The organism is Flavobacterium swingsii (assembly GCF_900111965.1).
Classification (GTDB): domain Bacteria; phylum Bacteroidota; class Bacteroidia; order Flavobacteriales; family Flavobacteriaceae; genus Flavobacterium; species Flavobacterium swingsii.
Genome location: NZ_FOJT01000004.1, coordinates 127,074 through 147,145, shown reverse-complemented (window position 1 = coordinate 147,145; position 20,072 = coordinate 127,074). Strand labels below are relative to the sequence as shown.

General features: G+C 32.7%; 17 protein-coding genes. 5 read left to right on the top strand and 12 right to left on the bottom strand.

Features of this window, described 5'->3' with window-relative positions; translation table 11 throughout:
* The first annotated feature begins 13 nt into the window (after window positions 1-13).
* Window positions 14-1,888, top strand: a complete 1,875-nt coding sequence (locus tag BM053_RS07765) for an OmpA family protein (RefSeq protein WP_091475971.1) — start codon at window positions 14-16, stop codon at window positions 1,886-1,888.
* A 337-nt stretch (window positions 1,889-2,225) separates the two neighbouring features.
* On the opposite strand, the gene BM053_RS07760 is transcribed toward BM053_RS07765, so the two are convergent.
* The 4 genes from BM053_RS07760 to greA form a co-directional block, all read right to left on the bottom strand.
* Entirely contained in the window at window positions 2,226-3,413 is a 1,188-nt protein-coding gene (locus BM053_RS07760; RefSeq protein ID WP_091475968.1) for a C1 family peptidase, read from the bottom strand.
* A gap of 126 nt (window positions 3,414-3,539) precedes the next feature.
* Window positions 3,540-5,441, bottom strand: coding sequence for a S9 family peptidase (locus tag BM053_RS07755; RefSeq protein ID WP_091475966.1), 1,902 nt, complete (start codon window positions 5,439-5,441; stop codon window positions 3,540-3,542).
* A gap of 63 nt (window positions 5,442-5,504) precedes the next feature.
* Window positions 5,505-5,891 (bottom strand): HIT family protein, encoded by a 387-nt coding sequence (locus BM053_RS07750; protein ID WP_091475963.1) that lies wholly within the window; start codon window positions 5,889-5,891, stop codon window positions 5,505-5,507.
* Window positions 5,892-5,948: 57 nt separating this feature from the next.
* On the bottom strand, window positions 5,949-6,425 hold the full coding sequence (greA, locus tag BM053_RS07745; protein ID WP_091475959.1) for a transcription elongation factor GreA: 477 nt from the start codon (window positions 6,423-6,425) through the stop codon (window positions 5,949-5,951).
* A 164-nt stretch (window positions 6,426-6,589) separates the two neighbouring features.
* Between greA and BM053_RS07740 the strand changes: the two genes are divergently transcribed.
* On the top strand, window positions 6,590-7,018 hold the full coding sequence (locus tag BM053_RS07740) for a Rieske (2Fe-2S) protein (RefSeq protein WP_091475956.1): 429 nt from the start codon (window positions 6,590-6,592) through the stop codon (window positions 7,016-7,018).
* A 220-nt stretch (window positions 7,019-7,238) separates the two neighbouring features.
* Complete coding sequence (locus BM053_RS07735) at window positions 7,239-8,771, top strand: hypothetical protein (protein ID WP_167357323.1); 1,533 nt, start codon at window positions 7,239-7,241, stop codon at window positions 8,769-8,771.
* A 200-nt stretch (window positions 8,772-8,971) separates the two neighbouring features.
* Here the strand turns inward: BM053_RS07735 and BM053_RS07730 are convergent, their stop codons facing one another.
* The 4 genes from BM053_RS07730 to BM053_RS07715 form a co-directional block, all read right to left on the bottom strand.
* On the bottom strand, window positions 8,972-11,107 hold the full coding sequence (locus BM053_RS07730; RefSeq protein ID WP_091475951.1) for a TonB-dependent receptor: 2,136 nt from the start codon (window positions 11,105-11,107) through the stop codon (window positions 8,972-8,974).
* A 220-nt stretch (window positions 11,108-11,327) separates the two neighbouring features.
* A complete protein-coding gene (locus tag BM053_RS07725; protein ID WP_091475948.1) occupies window positions 11,328-12,080 on the bottom strand; it encodes a UDP-2,3-diacylglucosamine diphosphatase in 753 nt (250 codons plus the stop codon).
* Window positions 12,081-12,219: 139 nt separating this feature from the next.
* On the bottom strand, window positions 12,220-12,690 hold the full coding sequence (locus BM053_RS07720; protein ID WP_091475946.1) for an Lrp/AsnC family transcriptional regulator: 471 nt from the start codon (window positions 12,688-12,690) through the stop codon (window positions 12,220-12,222).
* Between the two features lie 140 nt (window positions 12,691-12,830).
* Window positions 12,831-14,201: a saccharopine dehydrogenase family protein gene (locus BM053_RS07715; protein WP_091475943.1), complete on the bottom strand. Its 1,371-nt coding sequence runs from the start codon at window positions 14,199-14,201 to the stop codon at window positions 12,831-12,833.
* An 84-nt stretch (window positions 14,202-14,285) separates the two neighbouring features.
* Between BM053_RS07715 and BM053_RS07710 the strand changes: the two genes are divergently transcribed.
* Together BM053_RS07710 and pckA are read left to right on the top strand one after the other, a co-directional pair.
* Window positions 14,286-14,672: a DUF423 domain-containing protein gene (locus BM053_RS07710; protein ID WP_091475939.1), complete on the top strand. Its 387-nt coding sequence runs from the start codon at window positions 14,286-14,288 to the stop codon at window positions 14,670-14,672.
* A 70-nt stretch (window positions 14,673-14,742) separates the two neighbouring features.
* Complete coding sequence (pckA, locus tag BM053_RS07705; protein ID WP_091475935.1) at window positions 14,743-16,368, top strand: phosphoenolpyruvate carboxykinase (ATP); 1,626 nt, start codon at window positions 14,743-14,745, stop codon at window positions 16,366-16,368.
* 145 nt (window positions 16,369-16,513) lie between these two features.
* Here the strand turns inward: pckA and rnpA are convergent, their stop codons facing one another.
* The 4 genes from rnpA to BM053_RS07685 form a co-directional block, all read right to left on the bottom strand.
* Window positions 16,514-16,888 (bottom strand): ribonuclease P protein component, encoded by a 375-nt coding sequence (gene rnpA / locus BM053_RS07700; protein ID WP_091475932.1) that lies wholly within the window; start codon window positions 16,886-16,888, stop codon window positions 16,514-16,516.
* Between the two features lie 106 nt (window positions 16,889-16,994).
* Window positions 16,995-18,341 carry an acetyl-CoA carboxylase biotin carboxylase subunit gene (gene accC, locus BM053_RS07695; protein ID WP_091476665.1) on the bottom strand — a complete coding sequence of 449 codons (1,347 nt, stop codon included), beginning with the start codon at window positions 18,339-18,341 and terminating at the stop codon, window positions 16,995-16,997.
* A gap of 88 nt (window positions 18,342-18,429) precedes the next feature.
* The gene (accB, locus tag BM053_RS07690) at window positions 18,430-18,909 is read right to left on the bottom strand and encodes an acetyl-CoA carboxylase biotin carboxyl carrier protein (RefSeq protein ID WP_091475929.1); all 480 of its coding nucleotides are present in this window, start codon (window positions 18,907-18,909) and stop codon (window positions 18,430-18,432) included.
* A 79-nt stretch (window positions 18,910-18,988) separates the two neighbouring features.
* Complete coding sequence (locus tag BM053_RS07685) at window positions 18,989-19,990, bottom strand: beta-ketoacyl-ACP synthase III (protein WP_091475927.1); 1,002 nt, start codon at window positions 19,988-19,990, stop codon at window positions 18,989-18,991.
* Window positions 19,991-20,072: the final 82 nt, after the last annotated feature.

Below are 20,072 nucleotides of genomic sequence, written 5' to 3'. Positions count from 1 at the left end.
ATCGAAAGAAAAAATGAAAAAAATATATATAGCTTTAAGTTTTATTCTAGTCTTAACGACTGGTAAAGCACAAAATAAAGACACAAAAATAGCAGACAAACTTTATAGCAACTATGACTATGTAGATGCCGTTAAAGAATATTTAAAGTTAACAGATAAAGGCAAAGCAGATACTTATGTTTTCAAACAATTAGGTGATTGTTATTACAATGTTTTTAATTCCATCGAAGCCGAAAAATGGTATGCACAAGCTGTAACAAAACAGCAAGATGCCGAAACCTATTTCCGTTATGCTCAAATGCTAAAAGCCAATACAAAATATAATGAAGCGGCAGAGCAAATGAACAAATTTGCAAGCTTAGCTCCTAATGATAAGAGAGCACAAAGCATAAATGAAGATGGCAATTATCTGGCTAAACTATTAGGAAAGACAAAAATGTTTGATGTACATTCATTAGAATTTAATTCTAAGTATTCAGATTTTGGTCCTTACCTAAAAGATAATGTGATTTATTTTGTTAGCGCAAGAAATACAGCTCGAAAAACTTACGAGTGGAATGATCAACCATTTTTAGATGTTTACAAAACCGATTTCAAAGACGGAAAAGTAAATAGTAAATCTGTTTTGGTTGATGATTTGAATACTGCATATCATGAAGGCCCTGTTACTATAAGTACCGATGGAAATACTATGTATTTTTCTCGTGAGAGTTTTTTCGATAAAAAATTCGTTAAGTCTCAAGATAAAAAAACGAAAATGGGTAAAATGAACATTTTCAAAGCGACTAAAGAAAACGAAAAATGGACAAACATTTCTGCTGTTTCATTTAATTCGAAAGAATACAACACGAGTAGTCCTTCGTTAAGTAAAGACGGAAAAACGTTATATTTTACTTCCGATATGCCAGGAACATTAGGAAAAACCGATGTTTGGAAAGTAGCTGTAAACGGAGACGGAAGTTTTGGTAAACCAGAAAATTTAGGCGACAAAGTAAATACCGAAGGAAATGAAATGTCAGCATTTATAGCAGATAATAACACCTTATATTTTGCATCTAACGGAAAAAAAGGATTAGGTGGACTTGACGTTTTTGCTTTCGATACAACTAAAAATAACGAAGCAATAAATCTTGGAAAACCTGTAAATAGCGAAAAAGATGATTTCGGATTTACATTCAATCAAGAACAAAAAACCGCATTTTTATCTAGTAATAGAGATGGCGGACAAGGAGATGATGATATTTATCTTGCAATACCCGTTTGTAATGTAAATCTAATCGCTACAGTTCATGACAAAAAAACAGGTTTGGTTTTAGCAAATACAAACATCACTGTTGTGGATGAAAATAAAAATGTTGTTGGAAATGCCGTTTCAGACGATATGGGAAATGCTAATTTTCGCCTAGAATGTGACAAAGCCTATTTTCTTAATGTAGATAAATCTGGTTACACAAGCGATGTTTTCCCTATGGATAAATCTAAAGGAGGAGAAGTTGCTTTAAACACAGATTTAAGTCCTATTGAAGCTATTGTTACCGAAACTGAAGTTATACTAAACGAGATTAACTTCGAGTTTAACAGAAGTAATATTACACGAGATGGTGCAACTGAATTAGATAAATTAGTCGCAGTGATGAATCAGTATCCAGAAATGGTAATCTTTGCTAAATCGCACACAGATTCACGCGGTGATGACAAATACAATATGATTTTGTCTCAACGTAGAGCAAAATCGACTGTGCAATATGTAATTTCGAAAGGAATTGCAGCAGCAAGAATTTCGGGAGAAGGTTTTGGAGAATCTGAACCAAAAGTAGCATGTGATAAATGTACTGAAGAAGAACACCAAAAAAATAGACGTTCTGAGTTTATGATTATTAAAAAATAATCATTTTACTAAATACTAAAAAGGAAAGTCTCGAAGAAATTCGGGACTTTTTTTTGAGCTCTTCACAAATAAAATAATTTATCTTATACCATTTAAACTTTAAAAACACCAGAATATTTATGAATAATATTGTCATTCTGACGAAGGAAGAATCTCATAATGATAGTATTGATGAGATTCTTCCTTCGTCAGAATGACAAACTACCTGTTTTATTCAATTAAAATCAAAGCACAAAAGATGTTAAAACCACATGATTTTGATTCTGCTTTCTGTCAATAAAAAAAGGGAGTGTTCAAATTTGAACACTCCCTTTTTTTATAAATAATTCTATTAAAATTATACTTTCAACTTCTTAGCCATATCTGCAGAAATCGATTTTTTGTGAACCATAAGAGCCGTAGTTTTGTATTTTACAAACTCTTTACTCATATACAAATATCCTTTGTAATCGTTTGTAGTTCCCCAAGAATTCTTAACAATATAATATTCTTTACCTGTTTGATCTTTTGTTAAACCCACAATATGCATACCATGGTCGTCAGTTGTGTTGTAATTATCAAAACCTTTTTGACGCATTTCTTCGGTAACAACAGGTTCTTTCTTTGGACCATTAAACAAATCCGCTTTTTCTTCGGCAGTCATATCTTCAACTTTCTTTTCAGAAACAAAAGCAACACCATTTTTCCAGCTGAATGTTTTTTCGCTAACATCGCCAGCCCAAGCAACGGTATAACCATTTTTTAAAGCATTATCTGTAATATCTGTCAATTCATTAATCTGAACATTATATACTTGATCAAATGACCAGTTGTCTGGAACCATCAATACAAATTTCGAATAATAAGGATATTCTTGTAAAGAAGAAATTTCGATATAATCATCAGCATTTATACCTACAACTTCTTTTGCAAAAGTTTCAGGTGTGTATTTTTTTCCGTTATAATCGAAAGTTTTTGGCACAGTTCCTAGATAAGAATCGATAACTGCTGCATACGCTTTTTCCCAGTTTGGCGTCAACTCTCCGTTAGGATTTTTTACAACCGCAGCAAGTAAAGCTTCGCCTAAAGCTGCCATTTCGCCAAATTTATTTTTTTCGGTTCCGTAATTTAAACCTGTATAAACCGATTGTGGAACCGCACCGTACTTACGATACATATTCATCACATCATGAAATGCACCACCATCACCAAGTGTAACAGCGCCATGCATACGAACATAATTTCTTCCTTTTTCTACATACGCATTACGCGCTGAGAAAATTTGAGATAATTCTACCGGTTTCTTCCCCATTCGAATCATTTCTGACTCTAAAAATGAGTTTGCTGAATAACTCCAACAAGTTCCTGATGAACCTTGTGTTTTTACAGAAGTATTTTCTAGATTAATTACATCAGTAAATTTGAATGCTTCTTTGCTTTTTTCGCTTGCATTAATTTTTAATGAATTCACTAAATTGTCTTGTGCAAAACTTGAAGCACTAACTATTAATGAAGTCGCTATAACTATTGATTTAATTGTATTCATAGTTTTATTGTTTTTTAAAGATTGGTAAAATTAAAAAATGTTCTTTCTTATTTTTTAATTTAACAACAATTTAGGTTTTAATTAAGAAATAAAAAAACCTTCAACTTTAATTGAAGGTTTTTGATATTACAACGTTTCTTTCAACCATTTGTAAAATTCTTTTTGCCAAACCTGTGCATTTTGTGGCTTCAAAACCCAATGATTTTCTTCTGGGAAATACAAAAATCTGCTTTTTATTCCTAGCAATTGTGCTGCCTGAAATGCTTCTTGCCCTTGCCCGATCGGTACTCTAAAATCATTTCCGCCTTGTATAATTAGAATTGGTGTATTCCATTTTTCTACATAATTTATAGGATTGAATTTAGTATAGGTTTGTTGTGCAATTTTATTGTCTTTTTCCCAATAAGCACCACCAAAATCCCAGTTGTTAAAGAAAACTTCTTCCGTTGTACCAAACATACTTTGGGTATTGAAAACACCATCGTGGGCAATAAAACTTTTAAACCTGTTGTTGTGAATTCCTGCTAAATAAAATACCGAATATCCGCCATAACTAGCACCAACACAACCCAAACGAGATTTGTCTACATAATTTTCTTTAGAAACATCATCTATTGCTGATAGGTAATCTTGCATGACTTGTCCGCCCCAATCGCCAGAAATTTGCTCGTTCCAAGCTTGTCCGTGACCATACATTCCTCTTCTGTTTGGCGCTACTACGACATATCCTTGCGATGCCATAAGTGAGAAATTCCAACGGAAAGAATAAAATTGTGTCAACGGACTTTGTGGCCCGCCTTGACAATATAATAAGGTTGGATATTTCTTAGTTGCATCAAAATTAGGTGGAAGAATAACCCAAACTAACATTTTTTTGCCATCGGTTGTGGTTACATAACGTCTTTCATACTTTGGTAAATTTAATTTAGCGTAAGCATCATTGTTTACTTTCGTGAGTTGCAACCATGTTTTTTTCTTCAAATTGTATGAATAAATTTCTAATGCATGATTCATATCTGTTCTTGTAACAATCGCATTATCGGCAGTAATGTCTACAATATCATGCACATCAAAATCACCAAAAGTAAGTTGAGTTACCGTAACAGCAATTCTTGTTAGTCCTGGAAAATTAACTTCAAATAATTGTTGTGTTCCGTCTGTTGCTGCAAGGAAATATACTTTTTTACCGTCTTTACTCCAAGAAAAACTAGCAACTGAGTTATCCCAATTTGCGGTTAGATTCATTTTTATGCCTTTGAAATCGACAATAATATCGTTTTTATCGGCTTCATAACCATCGCGTTTCATTTGCAAATACGTTAAATTTCCTTGTGGTGAAAAAACCGGATTGGTATCGTAACCTAAATTGGCTTCGGTTCTATTGATGGTTTTTTGGGTTTCAAGATTGTATTCGTAAATATTCGTGTTGGTCGAAATAGCATATTTTGTTCCCGCTTCTTTTTTGCATACATACAAAATACTTTTGCTGTCTGGCGACCAAATATAATCTTCGTCGCCACCAAATGGTTTTTGAGGTGAATCGAAATTTTCGTCTTTCAGAATATCTATTCCAACCGAACCTTCTTTGTTTTCTTTATAAAAAACATGGTTAAATTTTCCTTCGTTCCAAGTATCCCAATGACGATAATCTAAACCGTTGTATATTTGAACGTTCGATTTATCTAATTCTGGATAATAATCTTTTCCGTGAACTTTATCAACTTTTACTTCTTCGTTGTAAACGATATATTTTCCGTCAGGAGAAATGTTTTTGTCAATTAATAAGTCTTTGGTGTCTTTTACTTCTGTCGCTTTTCCTCCAATTACTGGAATGGTATAAAATTTCGAGTCCGACTTATTTTCTTCTATTGATGGTGTCGAAACTTTATAAACTACGTTTTTTCCATCTTTAGAAATTCCTAAAGCAGTAACTCGTCCTAGTTTCCATAATAATTCTGGTGACATTGTATTTTGCGCAACAACGTTTAAACTCATTGTGAATAGTATTAAAATCAGTATTTTTTTCATGGTATTGTGGTTATTAAATTAAAAAACCATCAGTAATAACCGATGGTTTGATGTAAATAAAATTTATAAATTTCCTTGAATTACTTTAACCAAAGCTAAAAATTCTTCTTGTGTTAGACTTACTTTATTCTGAAAACGCATTTCGTCCATTTCGTTAAGCGGAATAAGATGCACGTGAGCGTGAGGAACTTCTAGTCCTATAACCGCCATGCCAATTCGTTTGCACGGAACCGATTTTTCTAAGGCAACTGCGATTTTTTTGGCGAAAGCCATCAATCCCAAATACAAATCATCGTTTATATCGAAAATCTTGTTTATTTCTTGCTTCGGAATACACAAAGTGTGTCCTTTTGCATTCGGATTTACGTCGAGAAATGCTAAAAAATTGTCATCTTCGGCAATTTTGTAACAAGGGATTTCTCCGTTTACTATTTTGGTAAATATTGACATTGTTTAATCGGTTATTCGTTTAATCGGTTAGCCAATTAAACAGTTAAACTTAAAAAATTAATCTCTTGTAATTTCTAGAACTTCAAATTTAAGAGTTCCGTTAGGAACGGTAATTTCGGCAATTTCTCCAACAGATTTTCCTAGTAATCCTTTCCCGATAGGAGAAGTTACTGATATTTTCCCTGTCTTCAAATCTGCTTCACTTTCGGCAACTAAATGGTAAGACATTTCCATTCCGTTAGATTGGTTTTTAATCTTCACATGCGATAAAACCAAGGCTTTTGAAACATCTAACTGAGATTCGTCGATTAAACGAGCGTTAGAATATACTTCTTCCATTTTCTTAATTTTCAACTCTAAAAGACCTTGTGCTTCTTTTGCAGCATCGTATTCGGCATTTTCAGATAAATCACCTTTATCTCTTGCTTCTGCAATATCTGCCGACGCTTTTGGGCGTTCAATTGCTTTGAGTTGTTCTAACTCGTCTTTTAGTTTTTTTAATCCTTCGGCTGTATAATAAGATACTGTACTCATAATTTATTCGTTATATATAAATAGAAAAAATCCCATCGCGACGGGATTTCTTTCGGCAAAGATATTATTTTTTATTTCAGTTTGTAATTTTATATGACAATCATACTATTACAAAGTTAATTAAATTAAATTTGTTCTAACAAAATAGGTTGAAAATTTTTAAAATGAAACGATATTTCCTCATAATAATAGCTATTCTTGCTTTATCTTGCCACAAAGATAAGGTTGTAAGTGACAATCCGTATTTGCCAAATTACTCTTTTTCAGTAGTTATAAATACGAATTTGCCTTCTTATAGCAACCTTAATTTTCCTAGCAATCCTGTTTTAATTACCAATGCTGGGGCTGGAATAAAAGGAATTATTATGATGAAAGTTGGTACCGATGATTATCGCGCTTTCGAAGCCAGTTGCCCAAACCAATACCCAAGTGATTGCACGCAACTTACCCTAAATGGGATTAACGGAAAATGTTCTTGCGACAGCAAAGAATACAGTTTGTACACCGGAGGAGTTGCAGTTGGCACAGGACAATATTCTTTAAAACCTTATAGAGTTGAAATTAGTGGTGCTAATTTGAGGGTTTATAATTAAAGGTTTAATTATAAACCCTCACAAAGCTATAAGTTGTATACAAGCTTACCAAAAATGACGAATGAAAGAAATCATACAAACAATATCAAAATTATATAATGGAAAATTAATTTTCTGTTTTATGTTATTATTCATATTTGTTCAAATTCCTTTTCTACAAATAATTCCTGATTATTTTCATCTTCAAAAAATTGAATCCGCAGAATCGTATATTTTAAGATTGTTTTCAATAATTATAGGGTTTTCAAGTTTTATTTTAACTATCCTGCTTGTTGTTTACAATGCTTTTTCAAAAAAAATTAGGAGAAATTCATTTGATTTCATTTTAGACAATACTTGGATTAAACTTACATTCAGTCTTTTTTGTGGTTCTCTTATATTTATAAGTTTATCAGTTTTTACAATTCAAATTGCAAATATTAATACAATTATCACTTTATTGTATTTTTCGAGCTTTATCACTTTTGGTAATCTTTTTATACAATTTCCTTTAATTATTTTATGCATTAAGCATTCTAGTTCTTATGACACAATAAAAGAATTAATTAAAAAAGTAACAGAAATTGATATTAGCAACTTATACGACCCAAATAATGAGAATGATGTAAATTTGATTGAAAATCTTGAAAAGAATAAGCTAATTCAACTAAAAGATATTGGTGTTTCGGCAATAAAAGAAAATGATTGGGGTTTGCCACAAACAATACTAAATGATTTATATGAAAAACTAATAATTCCGTTAAATAAAGAAACAGAAAAAAAAGTAATTTTTAAGAATTTATATGCTTATAATTTTATTTGCAGGCATTTTAAAAAAGTATCTGTTGAAGAAATTGATGAAATTACAGTAAGTGTACTTTTGAATAATCTTTTAAGAACTCATCTGCATTTAGCTAATAACGAAATTCGAATACTTCGAAATAATCCAATAGATGAAACAATAATTGATTTATATAGATTATTAATTGAAAACAATAATTTTTACAATCAACAATCATACTTGCTGAATAAAGTTATTTCTGTAATACAAGAACATATAAAATCTATGAATTATTCTGATGAAGAAGTTCCAACAATGGATTATAATATGCAAAACTTAAAAAAAGAACGAAATTATGAAATGACCATTCCTAAAAATTATTGGTTTTATTTAAAAACAGAATTACCAGATATCTTATTTAAACCATTACAAATTGCAATAGAAAATAAAAATAAAAATGTTTATTCAAATTTCTGTTGGCAATTAAATAATTTATTTGACACAATAACAAATTCAAAAACATTGACTGAATATCAAGAAAATGAAATTTTTCAAGAATATTCATATCGAGCAAGAAGAATTACTGATTTAGCAATCAATAATGAAATTTATAGAGGTATTGAGTTTTATCAACATCATCAAATAGAAGAATGGATAATACAAAAGAAAAAATATGGTTTAAGTACATTATACGATTTTTCATATTTACTAACAAAATTAAACAATAAGAAGAATTTGTATAACGATCATATCGATGATTTTTTTATGATTGCTAGAAGCATATCTTCAAAAAAAATTGATATTGAACTCAAATTAAATGTAATAAAAATAATTGTTGAAGATGCGTTTAAAATTTTTGAAAATAAAAAAAGTGAACAATACGTAAAAGATGAAATTGTTCGGCAACTTAAATGGTTAAATGATTATTTTTTAAGGGAAGAAGAATTATCCGAACTTAAAAGAGAATATAGCGATAAAATAGAAAAGTTATAAAAGCCTGCATACAACAGCGGTTTTAAGAAATTGGGGTTTTAGGACTTAATTTAAAGTTTGTTTTGTACTTTTGATTTTCAGTGCTTAATCGAAAGTTTAGGCTAACCAAATCCCCAACTTCTGCAAGCCACGAGATGTTGTTAAATAAAAAATCCATCAAGATTGTCTCTTGATGGATTTTTTTAATTTTAATTTTAACTCTAAAACTTCAGCGTCAAACCTGCTAAAACATTTGCTCCAGCTTGTGGATAATAATAAATATATCCTCCACCATAATCAGCGGCGTTTGAGACATAATTTACATTAAGAATGTTATTAGCCAAAAGATTTAAATGAATTGATTTAAAAATCTTAGTCGGTTTAAATTCATAATCAATAAGTAAATCTTGTATGAAATAATCTTTTAAGGTTGCGTTCGAATCTTCAATATTTGATAAGAATTGTTTGTCGACAAATTTTGATAATAGTCCAATTTGCAAAGGTTTTAATGGAGAAAACGTCAATATATTTCCAGCGACTATTTTTGGAGAAAAAGCAATGGTTGTTTTCCCTAAATTTGTTAAGTTTCCACCTTCATCATTGATGTAATCGATGTTTTTATTGTCACTTAATGAGAAATTCGGAGCGACTGTCCATTTTTCGTTAATTTGAAATTTAGCATTCAACTCAACTCCCAATCTATAACTGTTACCGCTATTTTTTCTGATTGGACTTCCTACTTCGTCTAAAGCTCCAGTTAAAACCAGTTGGTCTTTGTAAAACATATAATAACCATTAATGTTTAGTTGGGTTTTTGGAGTTACGAAACGCCAACCCAATTCATAATCATCTAATTTTTCAGGTCTTGGATTGCCATTTTTGTAATCGGTTCTATTAGGCTCACGATTGGCTCGAGCATAAGACGCATAAAAATTCGAATTTTGATTCAAACTATACGTTACTCCGGCTTTCGGATTGAAAAAATTGAAAGTTTCGTTTACAAAATCTGCCTGAACACCATTGGCTTTATAATTGACATTTCTTAGTTGTAAATCTCCGTAAATATTTAGTTTTTCGGTGATTTGATAATTGACTTTAGCAAAAACATTGGCATCGGTTTTAATACCATAATCATCATAATAGTGAGAAAAATTGGTAGAATTTGAAGCATATTGCCCCCAAATAACTTGTCCGTAATGCAAACCTTCGTATTTGTTAGCGCCACCACCAAGAATAACATCTAGTTTTTCGGTTTTATAATTCCCAGAGAAAGTCAGTCCGTAAAAATCATTATTCAACCATTTTCGAGTCACTAAGTTACTTTCGGTGATGGTCGTTGCATCTATAGTAACATCGTTTAAATTATAATCTGCAAACGTTGCCTTTTCCTGAAATTCTTCATAATATCCTTTTCCTTTGGTATAATGAAAAGCCAAATTAGTGTTGAATTTGTCAGATATTTTTTCATTCCAATGCAATTGATAATGATCTTGGTTGTAATTGTCTACCTGATTTTCATAAAACTGAGTATTGCCATCAGCGTCAGTATACATTCCTGCAGCATTAAAAGTTCGATCGCTTTCTAAAGTTTCTTTATCAACACCATACCAAGCTTGGTAAGTCACTTCTTTCCCTCCAAAAACCAAGGCTTTAATTTGTGTAGTTTTACCTGTGTATGAACCTTGTAAAAAATAAGAATTTAAATTAGATTTGGCTCTGTCTACATAACCGTCAGATTTTATTTTTGACAATCTTCCTGAAATTTCAAAATGATCATTCATCAAACCTGTGTTGAATTTTACGGTGTGTTTGTGAGTGTTGAAACTTCCAAATGAGTTTGAAATTTCTCCTCCAGCAATTTTGTTTGTTCCTTCGGTTAATACATTTAAACTGGCTCCAAAAGCACCGGCTCCATTAGTTGAGGTTCCAACACCACGTTGCAATTGAATATTTTCTGCCGAAGAAGCAAAATCTGGCATGTTTACCCAATAGGTTCCGTGACTTTCAGAATCATTGTATGGAATCCCATTGATGGTTACGTTGACACGAGTGGCATCGCTACCACGAACGCGAATTCCGGAGTAGCCTACGCCATTTCCAGCATCAGTAGTTGTCACAACCGATGGCAAATAGTTCATTAAAGTAGGAATGTCTTGTCCTAAGTTTCTTTTGGCAATTTCCTTTTTGGTAAAATTGGTGAAAGTAACTGGTGTTTTTTCGTTCGCACGAATCGCCTGTACCATGACTTCTTCCAGATTTTTGGTTTTTGTAGTGTCTGCTTCTTGTGAATAAGAAAGGTAAGAACCAAGAAGAGCGATTGAAAGCAAAAAGCTTTTGTAATTAAATAAATTTTTCATCCGTAAAGATTTTACGAATAAAAGGGGGAATTATTCTTTTTTTAAATTAATAAATTGATGTTTCAATGACTCGGATAACGTGCACATTATCTTTTTGTCATTATTCCCTTGGCAACATTACTTGCCCAGGTTCTTTGGGTATAATCTCAGCTCGTTATTTAGAGCACCCCTTTGAGACGGTGCAAAATTAGTTTTTAAAGACAGATTACACAAATTTCTTTTAATATTTCTTAAGTTCGAAAGTATTTCCGTCGAAAACACCATAAGTAAAATAGCCAATCCAGTCGCCTAGATTAATGTATTTTGAATTTTCACCCACTTGAATTTCCATAGGTAAATGACGGTGACCAAAAACAAAGAAATCATAGTGTTTGGTTTGTAGTTTGTATTTAGCATATTGCACCAACCATTCATTTTCTTCTCCAAGAAAGCGAACATCTTCGTCGCCTGAAATTAATTTGTTTTTTACTGATAAATATTGTGCTAGTTTTACACCAATATCTGGGTGCAACCATCTAAAAATCCATTTTGAAAATGAATTAGTAAAAACTTTTTTCATGCGCTTGTAGCCTTTGTCGCCAGGGCCCAAACCATCTCCGTGTCCAATAAGAAATGTTTTATTATTGAAAGTAAATTCTTTAGTCGTATGATAAACAGGGATATTGAGTTCTTTTTCGAAATAATCTCCCATCCATAAATCATGGTTTCCTACGAAGAAATAAATTGGGATTCCGCTGTCACGAATCTCGGCTAATTTTCCCAAAACACGAACAAAACCTCGTGGAACAACCGTTTTGTATTCGAACCAAAAATCGAATAAATCCCCTAACAAAAATATAGCTTCGGCATCTTGCTTTACTTCGTCGAGCCAAGCAACAAATTTTTGCTCTCGAGGAAAACTAGCTTCGGCAGTTGGCGCGCCTAAATGTTGGTCGCTGGCAAAGTATATTTTTTTAGATGATGAAATAGTCATTTGGTTTTGTTTGAAGCAAAGATAAGGATTTATACTAAAATTAAGAATATAGATAATAGATGAAAGACATCGTGCTAGGAATTAAAACTTAGATTAATTTTCTTTAGTCGTGATTTTTAATTCGTAATTTGTAATTGATTTACAACTGAATTTGTCTTTCTATTTGTTGGTCTAAAGAAATAAATGTTTCTGTTCTCGAAACACCATCAATAGGTTGTATTTTTTTGTTCAGCAAGTTCATTAAATGCTCATTGTCACGGCAAATAATTTTGATAAGAATACTCCAGTTTCCTGTCGTATAATGACATTCTAATACTTCGGGAATTTTTTTTAATTCTTTTACAGCTTCGGAATTACTTGATGCTTTGTCTAAATAAACGCCGACAAAAGCCATGGTATTGTAACCCAAAACTTTTGTGTTTACGATTAGTCTTGACCCAGAAATCACATTTGCATCTTCTAGTTTTCGCAATCGTTGGTGAATGGCTGCACCAGAAATTCCTATTTTATTAGCAATTTGAAGTATTGGTTTTCGTGCATCTTCCATCAGGAAACGAAGAATCTCTTTATCGATGCCATCTATTTCTATTTGTAGCTGATTTATCTTCATGAGTTATAAATTTAAATCAAAAATAGAGATTTAGTTTCAAACACAAACTATATTGCAAACAGAAATTCCACTTATTTACACGAATTAGTTTGTGTAAATAAGTGGAATTTCTGTTAAAAAAACAAGTTGCAAATATTTGTTTAATTTCTAACCTTATCGGGATTGTAACCCACATAAGGCATTTCGGTTTCTTTGAAATGGATACCAAATTCTTCTAATTCTTTTAGAATTGGTAAATATACTTCCTCTTTTATAGGCAACTGAACGCCAGGAGTTGTTATTTTTCCGTTTAAGATTTGTAAAGTCGCCATAGCTACTGGCAATCCTACTGTTTTTGCCATTGCAGTATAAGTTTGGTCATCTCCAATACAAACCATTTTAGAATCTATTTGGTGTTGTTTGCCGTTTAGTTCATAACCAAATTTATGATACATGACAATCATGTCTTTGTCTTCTGGTTGCAAAGTCCAACTATCGGTCAATATTTTTTCGAGAATTTGTGCTGGTGTGGCATCTTTTAGACCTACAATTTTGTTTTTGTTAAACAAATCGAGTTCTAATAATTTGTCCCACATAATATCATCTTGTTCAATACCTAGAGCCAAACGAAGTTTTATTTCGACAGAATCCGTTGGGTGATATGGTAAAAATAGGTTTACAAATTCGCGGTAACTTATCGTTTCAGAATCATCTATTATATATGAATCGTCGGTCATTCCTAATTGCACAAACATATTCCATGCTTTGGAATAGCCTACTTTTCTAATAGTTCCTCGATACAAAGTCAAGACATCATCTAAACCATAAATACTTCGGTATTTTAGAGAATCACGATTGGCATAACCTTCAAAACGACCATAGCCTTCTACTTCTAGAAATTCGGTTCTACGAAACAATTTGTGGTACGGAATATATTTGTAAGTCCCTTCTTGTATAAATTTTGCTGCTCCACCTTGTCCTGCCAAAACTACATTTCTTGGTGCCCAAGTAAATTTGTAATTCCATAGATTATTATCGGATTCTGGCGCTACTAATCCGCCACAAAACGATTCGAAAAGTATCATTTTTCCGCCTTTGCTACGAATCTCATCAATAACTTTCATGGCACTCATGTGATCGATACCTGGATCTAGTCCGATTTCGTTCATGAAAACCAAATTATTTTCTTTAGCAGCAGCATCTAATTCTTGCATGGCATCGCTAATATAAGAAGCGGTTACCATGTGTTTTTTATAGACAACACAATCTTTCGCCACTTCGATATGCATGTGCGCAGGCAACATAGAAATAACAATGTCTGCTTTTTGAATTTCAGTTTTTCTCTGATTTGCATCAAAAATATCTAAAGCAATAGCGGTTGCGTTTTTGTGGTTTTTGGTTTTGCGTTGGGCTAATTCTAGTGATAAATCGCCAATAGTAAGATGCAAATTTTCGCTTTCAGATTTGTCTAAAAGATATTTTATAAGTGATGAAGCTGAGCGTCCAGCTCCAATAATAAGTACATTTCTCATTTTTTGATTGTAAAAAAGTGACGCAAATGTAATGAAATGTTATATTTTTGACGAAAGAAAACAGAAGTTTTAATTAAAAAGATTATGGGCAAGAAAATCATTCTTACAGCATTAGTTTTTGGATTTGTTTCGATTGTGTTAGGTGCTTTTGGAGCGCATGCACTAAAAAAAGTTTTAACACCGGAACTACTTTCTTCATTTGAAGTTGGTGTAAAATATATGATGTACCACGCTTTATTTCTAATTTTTGTAAGCATGACAACATTCATGGAAATGAAACAAAAAAAGATTGTTTTTTACCTGACCTTGTTTGGAACCATTTTATTTTCAGGATCTATATTTTTATTGTCGTTAAGCGGAGTAATGGGTTTAAATTTTAAATTTTTAGGACCAATAACACCAATTGGTGGTTTACTTCTTATTACTTCTTGGGCATTTTCTTTTTATTATATAGGTATAAAAAAAGGATAATACTTAAGCTGTTTGAAATAATATTTATACTTTTGCGTTTTGTTAAAGTATTCAACACATACAACTATTTATGGAAACATATAAACAATCTACGAAATCGATTTCGTTAGAAAAGTACGGAATAACAAACGCTTCAGAAATAATTCATAATCCTTCGTTTGAATTTTTATACCAAGAAGAGTTAAATCCTGCTCTTGAAGGCTACGAAAGAGGACAACTTACAGAGCTTGGCGCTGTAAATGTAATGACAGGCGAATTTACAGGTCGCTCCCCAAAAGACAAATATATTGTAAAAGATGCGGTAACTGAAAACACAATCTGGTGGACTTCAGACAAAGCAGTAAATGATAACAAAGCAATTTCTCAAGATACTTGGAATGCGCTAAAAGAAACCACAGTTAAGCAATTATCTGGAAAAAGACTTTTTGTAGTAGATACTTTTTGTGGTGCTAATGAGAATTCTCGTCTAAAAGTTCGTTTTATTGTTGAGGTAGCTTGGCAAGCACATTTTGTAAAAAATATGTTTATCCGTCCAACCGATGCTGAAATGGAAACTTACGGAGAACCAGATTTCGTAGTAATGAATGGTTCTAAAACTGAATTTAAAGATTTTGCAGCACACGGATTAAATTCTGAAGTATATGTAGCATTTAACTTGACTGAAAAAATCCAATTAATTGGAGGAACTTGGTACGGTGGAGAAATGAAAAAAGGATTGTTCTCGATGATGAACTATTACTTACCACTTCAAGGAATGGCTTCAATGCACTGTTCTGCAAATAAAGGAAAAGACGGTGATGTAGCGGTTTTCTTCGGATTGTCAGGAACAGGAAAAACAACTTTATCTACAGATCCAAAACGTGAATTAATTGGTGATGACGAACACGGCTGGGATAACGACGGGGTTTTCAATTTTGAAGGTGGTTGTTACGCAAAAACAATCGATTTAAGTGAAGCAAACGAACCAGATATCTACAAAGCCATTCGTAAAAATGCTTTGCTTGAAAACGTAACAGTTGATGCTAACGGAAAAATAGATTTCAAAGACGGATCGGTTACTCAAAACACAAGAGTTTCTTATCCTATTGATCATATTGATAATATTGTAAGACCGGTATCTAAAGCAGGTCACGCAACAAAAGTAATATTCTTAACTGCTGATGCTTTTGGAGTTATGCCTCCAGTATCTAAGTTAACACCAGAACAAACTAAATACTATTTCTTATCTGGATTTACTGCAAAATTAGCAGGAACAGAAAGAGGTGTAACACAACCAGAGCCTACTTTTTCGGCTTGTTTCGGAAAAGCGTTTTTATCTCTTCATCCAACACAATACGGACAGGAATTGGTAAAGAAAATGGAAGAACATAAAGCTACGGCTTATATGGTAAACACCGGTTGGAACGGAACAGGAAAACGTATTTCTATAAAAGATACTCGTGCCATTATTGATGCTATTTTAGATGGTTCTATCGAAAAAGCAGAAACTAAAATAGTGCCAATTTTCAATTTTGCAGTTCCAACAACTTTGCCTGATGTGAACACAGATATTCTTGACCCAAGAAATACGTATGCAGATGCTTCAGAATGGACTACAAAAGCAGAAGATTTAGCAGGAAGATTTATTAAAAACTTTGTTCAATATACAGATAACGAAGAAGGAAAAAATCTAATAAAAGCAGGACCACAATTATAATACGTTATTAATTCGGTTTATAAAAAAAGAGTTACTCACTAGAGTAACTCTTTTTTGTTTTTCGTTTTTTTGTCATTCCCGCGCAGGCGGGAATCTATTTTGGCTTCCCACCTTCGTGGGAAAGACAGATCTTGAAAATAAACCGTTACTCTTTTATCGAAGCCACGAATTTCTCAAACAGTTGAATCGTTTTTTCATTAATCTCTTGATATGTCAAACGATCTTTGGTTTGATAAAAAAACATAAAACCGTACTTTTTTTCTGAATTTTCTAACAACAAATGTTTGTTTAAACGGTACGTTTCTCGCAAAACACGTTTGAAATAATTTCTATCTACTGCTTTTTTGAAATATTTTTTAGAAACCGAAACACCCATTTTTATTTGTTCCTCTTTTTCTAAATCGATAGGAACATAAACCAATCGTAAAGGGTATTTAGACACCGATTTCCCTTCCGAAAATAGTAAATCGATGGTTGTCTTGCTTTTTAGCTTTTCGGTCTTTGGATACGTGTTGTTCATTAATAATTATAAAAGGCAAAAATACGAAGTTAAAATGTATGATTTTTTCAAATTCCACTTTAATTTCTAACAAAAAAATCCCACTCTTTCGAGTGGGATTGTCAATTTATCTTGGCTCTTTCATTACAAAAGTATCCATAAATGCTGTGGTATAATCACCGGCAACATATCTTTCATCATCCATTAATTGTCTGTGGAAAGGAATGGTAGTTTTAATTCCTTCAATTACGAATTCGTCTAAAGCACGTTTCATTTTATTGATAGCTTCTTGACGTGTTTGCGCTGTTGTAATCAACTTAGCAATCATCGAATCATAATTTGGTGGAATTGTATAACCCGCGTAAACATGCGTATCTAAACGAACTCCATGCCCGCCTGGTGAATGTAAAACCGTAATTTTTCCTGGTGAAGGACGGAAATCATTATAAGGATCTTCCGCATTAATACGACATTCAATCGCATGTAATTGTGGTAAATAATTTTTTCCTGAAATAGGAATTCCAGCAGCTACCATAATTTGCTCACGAATTAAATCGTAATCGATAACTTGTTCTGTAATTGGGTGCTCTACTTGGATACGAGTATTCATTTCCATAAAGTAGAAATTACGGTGTTTGTCTACTAAAAACTCAACCGTTCCTGCGCCTTCATACTTAATATATTCGGCAGCTTTTACTGCTGCTAATCCCATTTTTTCACGAAGTTCATCGGTCATAAATGGAGATGGAGTTTCTTCAGTTAATTTTTGGTGACGACGTTGTACCGAACAATCTCTTTCTGACAAATGGCAAGCTTTCCCGAAAGAATCTCCTACAATTTGTATTTCAATATGACGAGGTTCTTCGATTAGTTTTTCAAGATACATTCCGTCATTTCCAAAAGCTGCAGCTGACTCTTGACGAGCACCTTCCCAAGCTTTTAGTAAATCTTCTTGTTTCCAAACCGCACGCATTCCTTTTCCACCACCACCAGCAGTTGCTTTAAGCATTACTGGGTAGCCAAATTCGGCAGCTAATGATTCTGCTTGTTCGTAAGATTCTAAAATTCCTACTGAACCTGGAACACAAGGAACTCCTGCTTCAATCATGGTAGATTTTGCCGAAGCCTTATCTCCCATCCTATCAATCATTTCTGGTGAAGCACCAATAAATTTGATATTATGTTCGTGACATATTTTAGAAAACTTAGCATTTTCAGACAAGAATCCGTAACCTGGGTGTATTGCATCTGCATTTGTAATTTCGGCAGCAGCAATAATATTTGACATCTTTAAGTAAGACAAATTACTTGGTGGCGGCCCAATACAAACTGCTTCGTCAGCAAATTTTACGTGTAAACTTTCAGCGTCGGCTGTAGAGTAAACCGCAACGGTCTTAATACCCATTTCTTTACAGGTTCTAATAATACGAAGTGCTATTTCGCCCCTGTTTGCAATTAATATTTTTTTAAACATCGTTTGAAATTTTAAATGTTGAATTTTAAATTTTAAATTTTTTTGAACGATGAAATTCATCATTCAAAATTTAGCATTTATAATTTCTTTATGATGGATCTACTAAGAATAATGGTTGGTCGAATTCTACTGGTGAAGAATCGTCTACTAAAATTTTAACGATTTTACCTGAAACTTCAGATTCGATTTCGTTAAATAATTTCATAGCTTCAATTACACAAAGAACATCTCCTTTTCCGATTGTGCTTCCAACCTCAACAAACATTGGTTTGTCTGGTGATGGTTTTCTGTAAAAAGTTCCAATAATTGGCGATTTTACAGTAATGTATTTAGCATTTTCATCTGCTGCTGGCGCAACTGGAGTTTGAGCAACTGGTGCAATTTGCTGTGGAGCTACTGCTTGTTGTAACATGTTTTGAGCAGGTATTTGTTGTACATAAGTTGTTTCTGTACTACCTTCTAAAGTTGTTCTAATTGTGATTTTTACATCGCCTGTTTCCAACTTTACTTCTGCAACACCTGAATTTGCTACAAATTTGATTAGATTTTGAATTTCTTTTAAATCCATGGTTATTCGTTTTAGTTATAGTTTTTATTATTTTAAAAATTCAAGAATCAAAATATTAATATTTCAATTCTTGAATCATTTAATCCTTTTTATTATATGCCCATTTTAAATAGATAGATCCCCAAGTGAATCCGCCACCAAAGGCAGCAAATATAAGGTTATCTCCTTTTTTTAATTGATTTTCGAAATCACTTAATAATAATGGTAAAGTTGCCGAAGTGGTGTTTCCGTAACGGTGAATGTTTAACAAAACTTTAGATTCGTCAAGATTCATACGTTGCGCAGTGGCGTCGATAATACGTTTATTTGCTTGGTGTGCTACCAACCAGTTTACATCATCATTCGATAAATTATTGCGTTGCATAATTTTTTCACTTACATCAGCCATTCCAGAAACGGCATATTTGAAAACTGTTTTTCCGTCTTGAAAAACGGTATGCAACCCATTTTCAACTGTTTCTTTTGATGATGGCAAAATAGAACCTCCAGCATCAATTTTTAAATAATCTCTTCCTATTCCGTCCGAACGTAAATACTCATCTTGCAAACCAAGACCTTCTGTATTTGGTTCAAATAAAACGGCTCCTGCTCCATCTCCGAAGATGATGCAAGTAGCTCTGTCTGTATAATCAATAATTGATGACATTTTATCGGCACCAATTAACAATACTTTTTTGTAACGTCCTGATTGTATGTAAGCGGCGGCGGTTGACATTCCATATAGAAAGCTAGAACAAGCTGCTTGCAAATCATAAGCAAAAGCATTTACAGCACCAATTTGGGTAGCAACAAAAACTCCAGTCGATGCCACTGGCATATCTGGTGTTGTGGTTGCCATAATTACCATATCTATTTCTGCAGGGTTTATTCCTGATTTTTCGATTAGGTTTTGTGCGGCTTTTATAGCAAGATAAGAAGTTCCTTTTCCTTTTTCTTTAAGAATTCTTCTTTCTTTGATCCCTGTACGAGTTGTTATCCACTCATCGTTAGTGTCGATCATGGTTTCTAACACTTGGTTAGAAAGAACAAACTCGGGAACATATGCGCCAACGGCAGTAATTGCGGCAGTAATTGTATTCATAAAGTTCAAATAATACTTTTAAAAACTTAGATTTTAAAAGACGATGAAGTTACAAAAAAACTTTAAAACAAAAGTTCTTTTA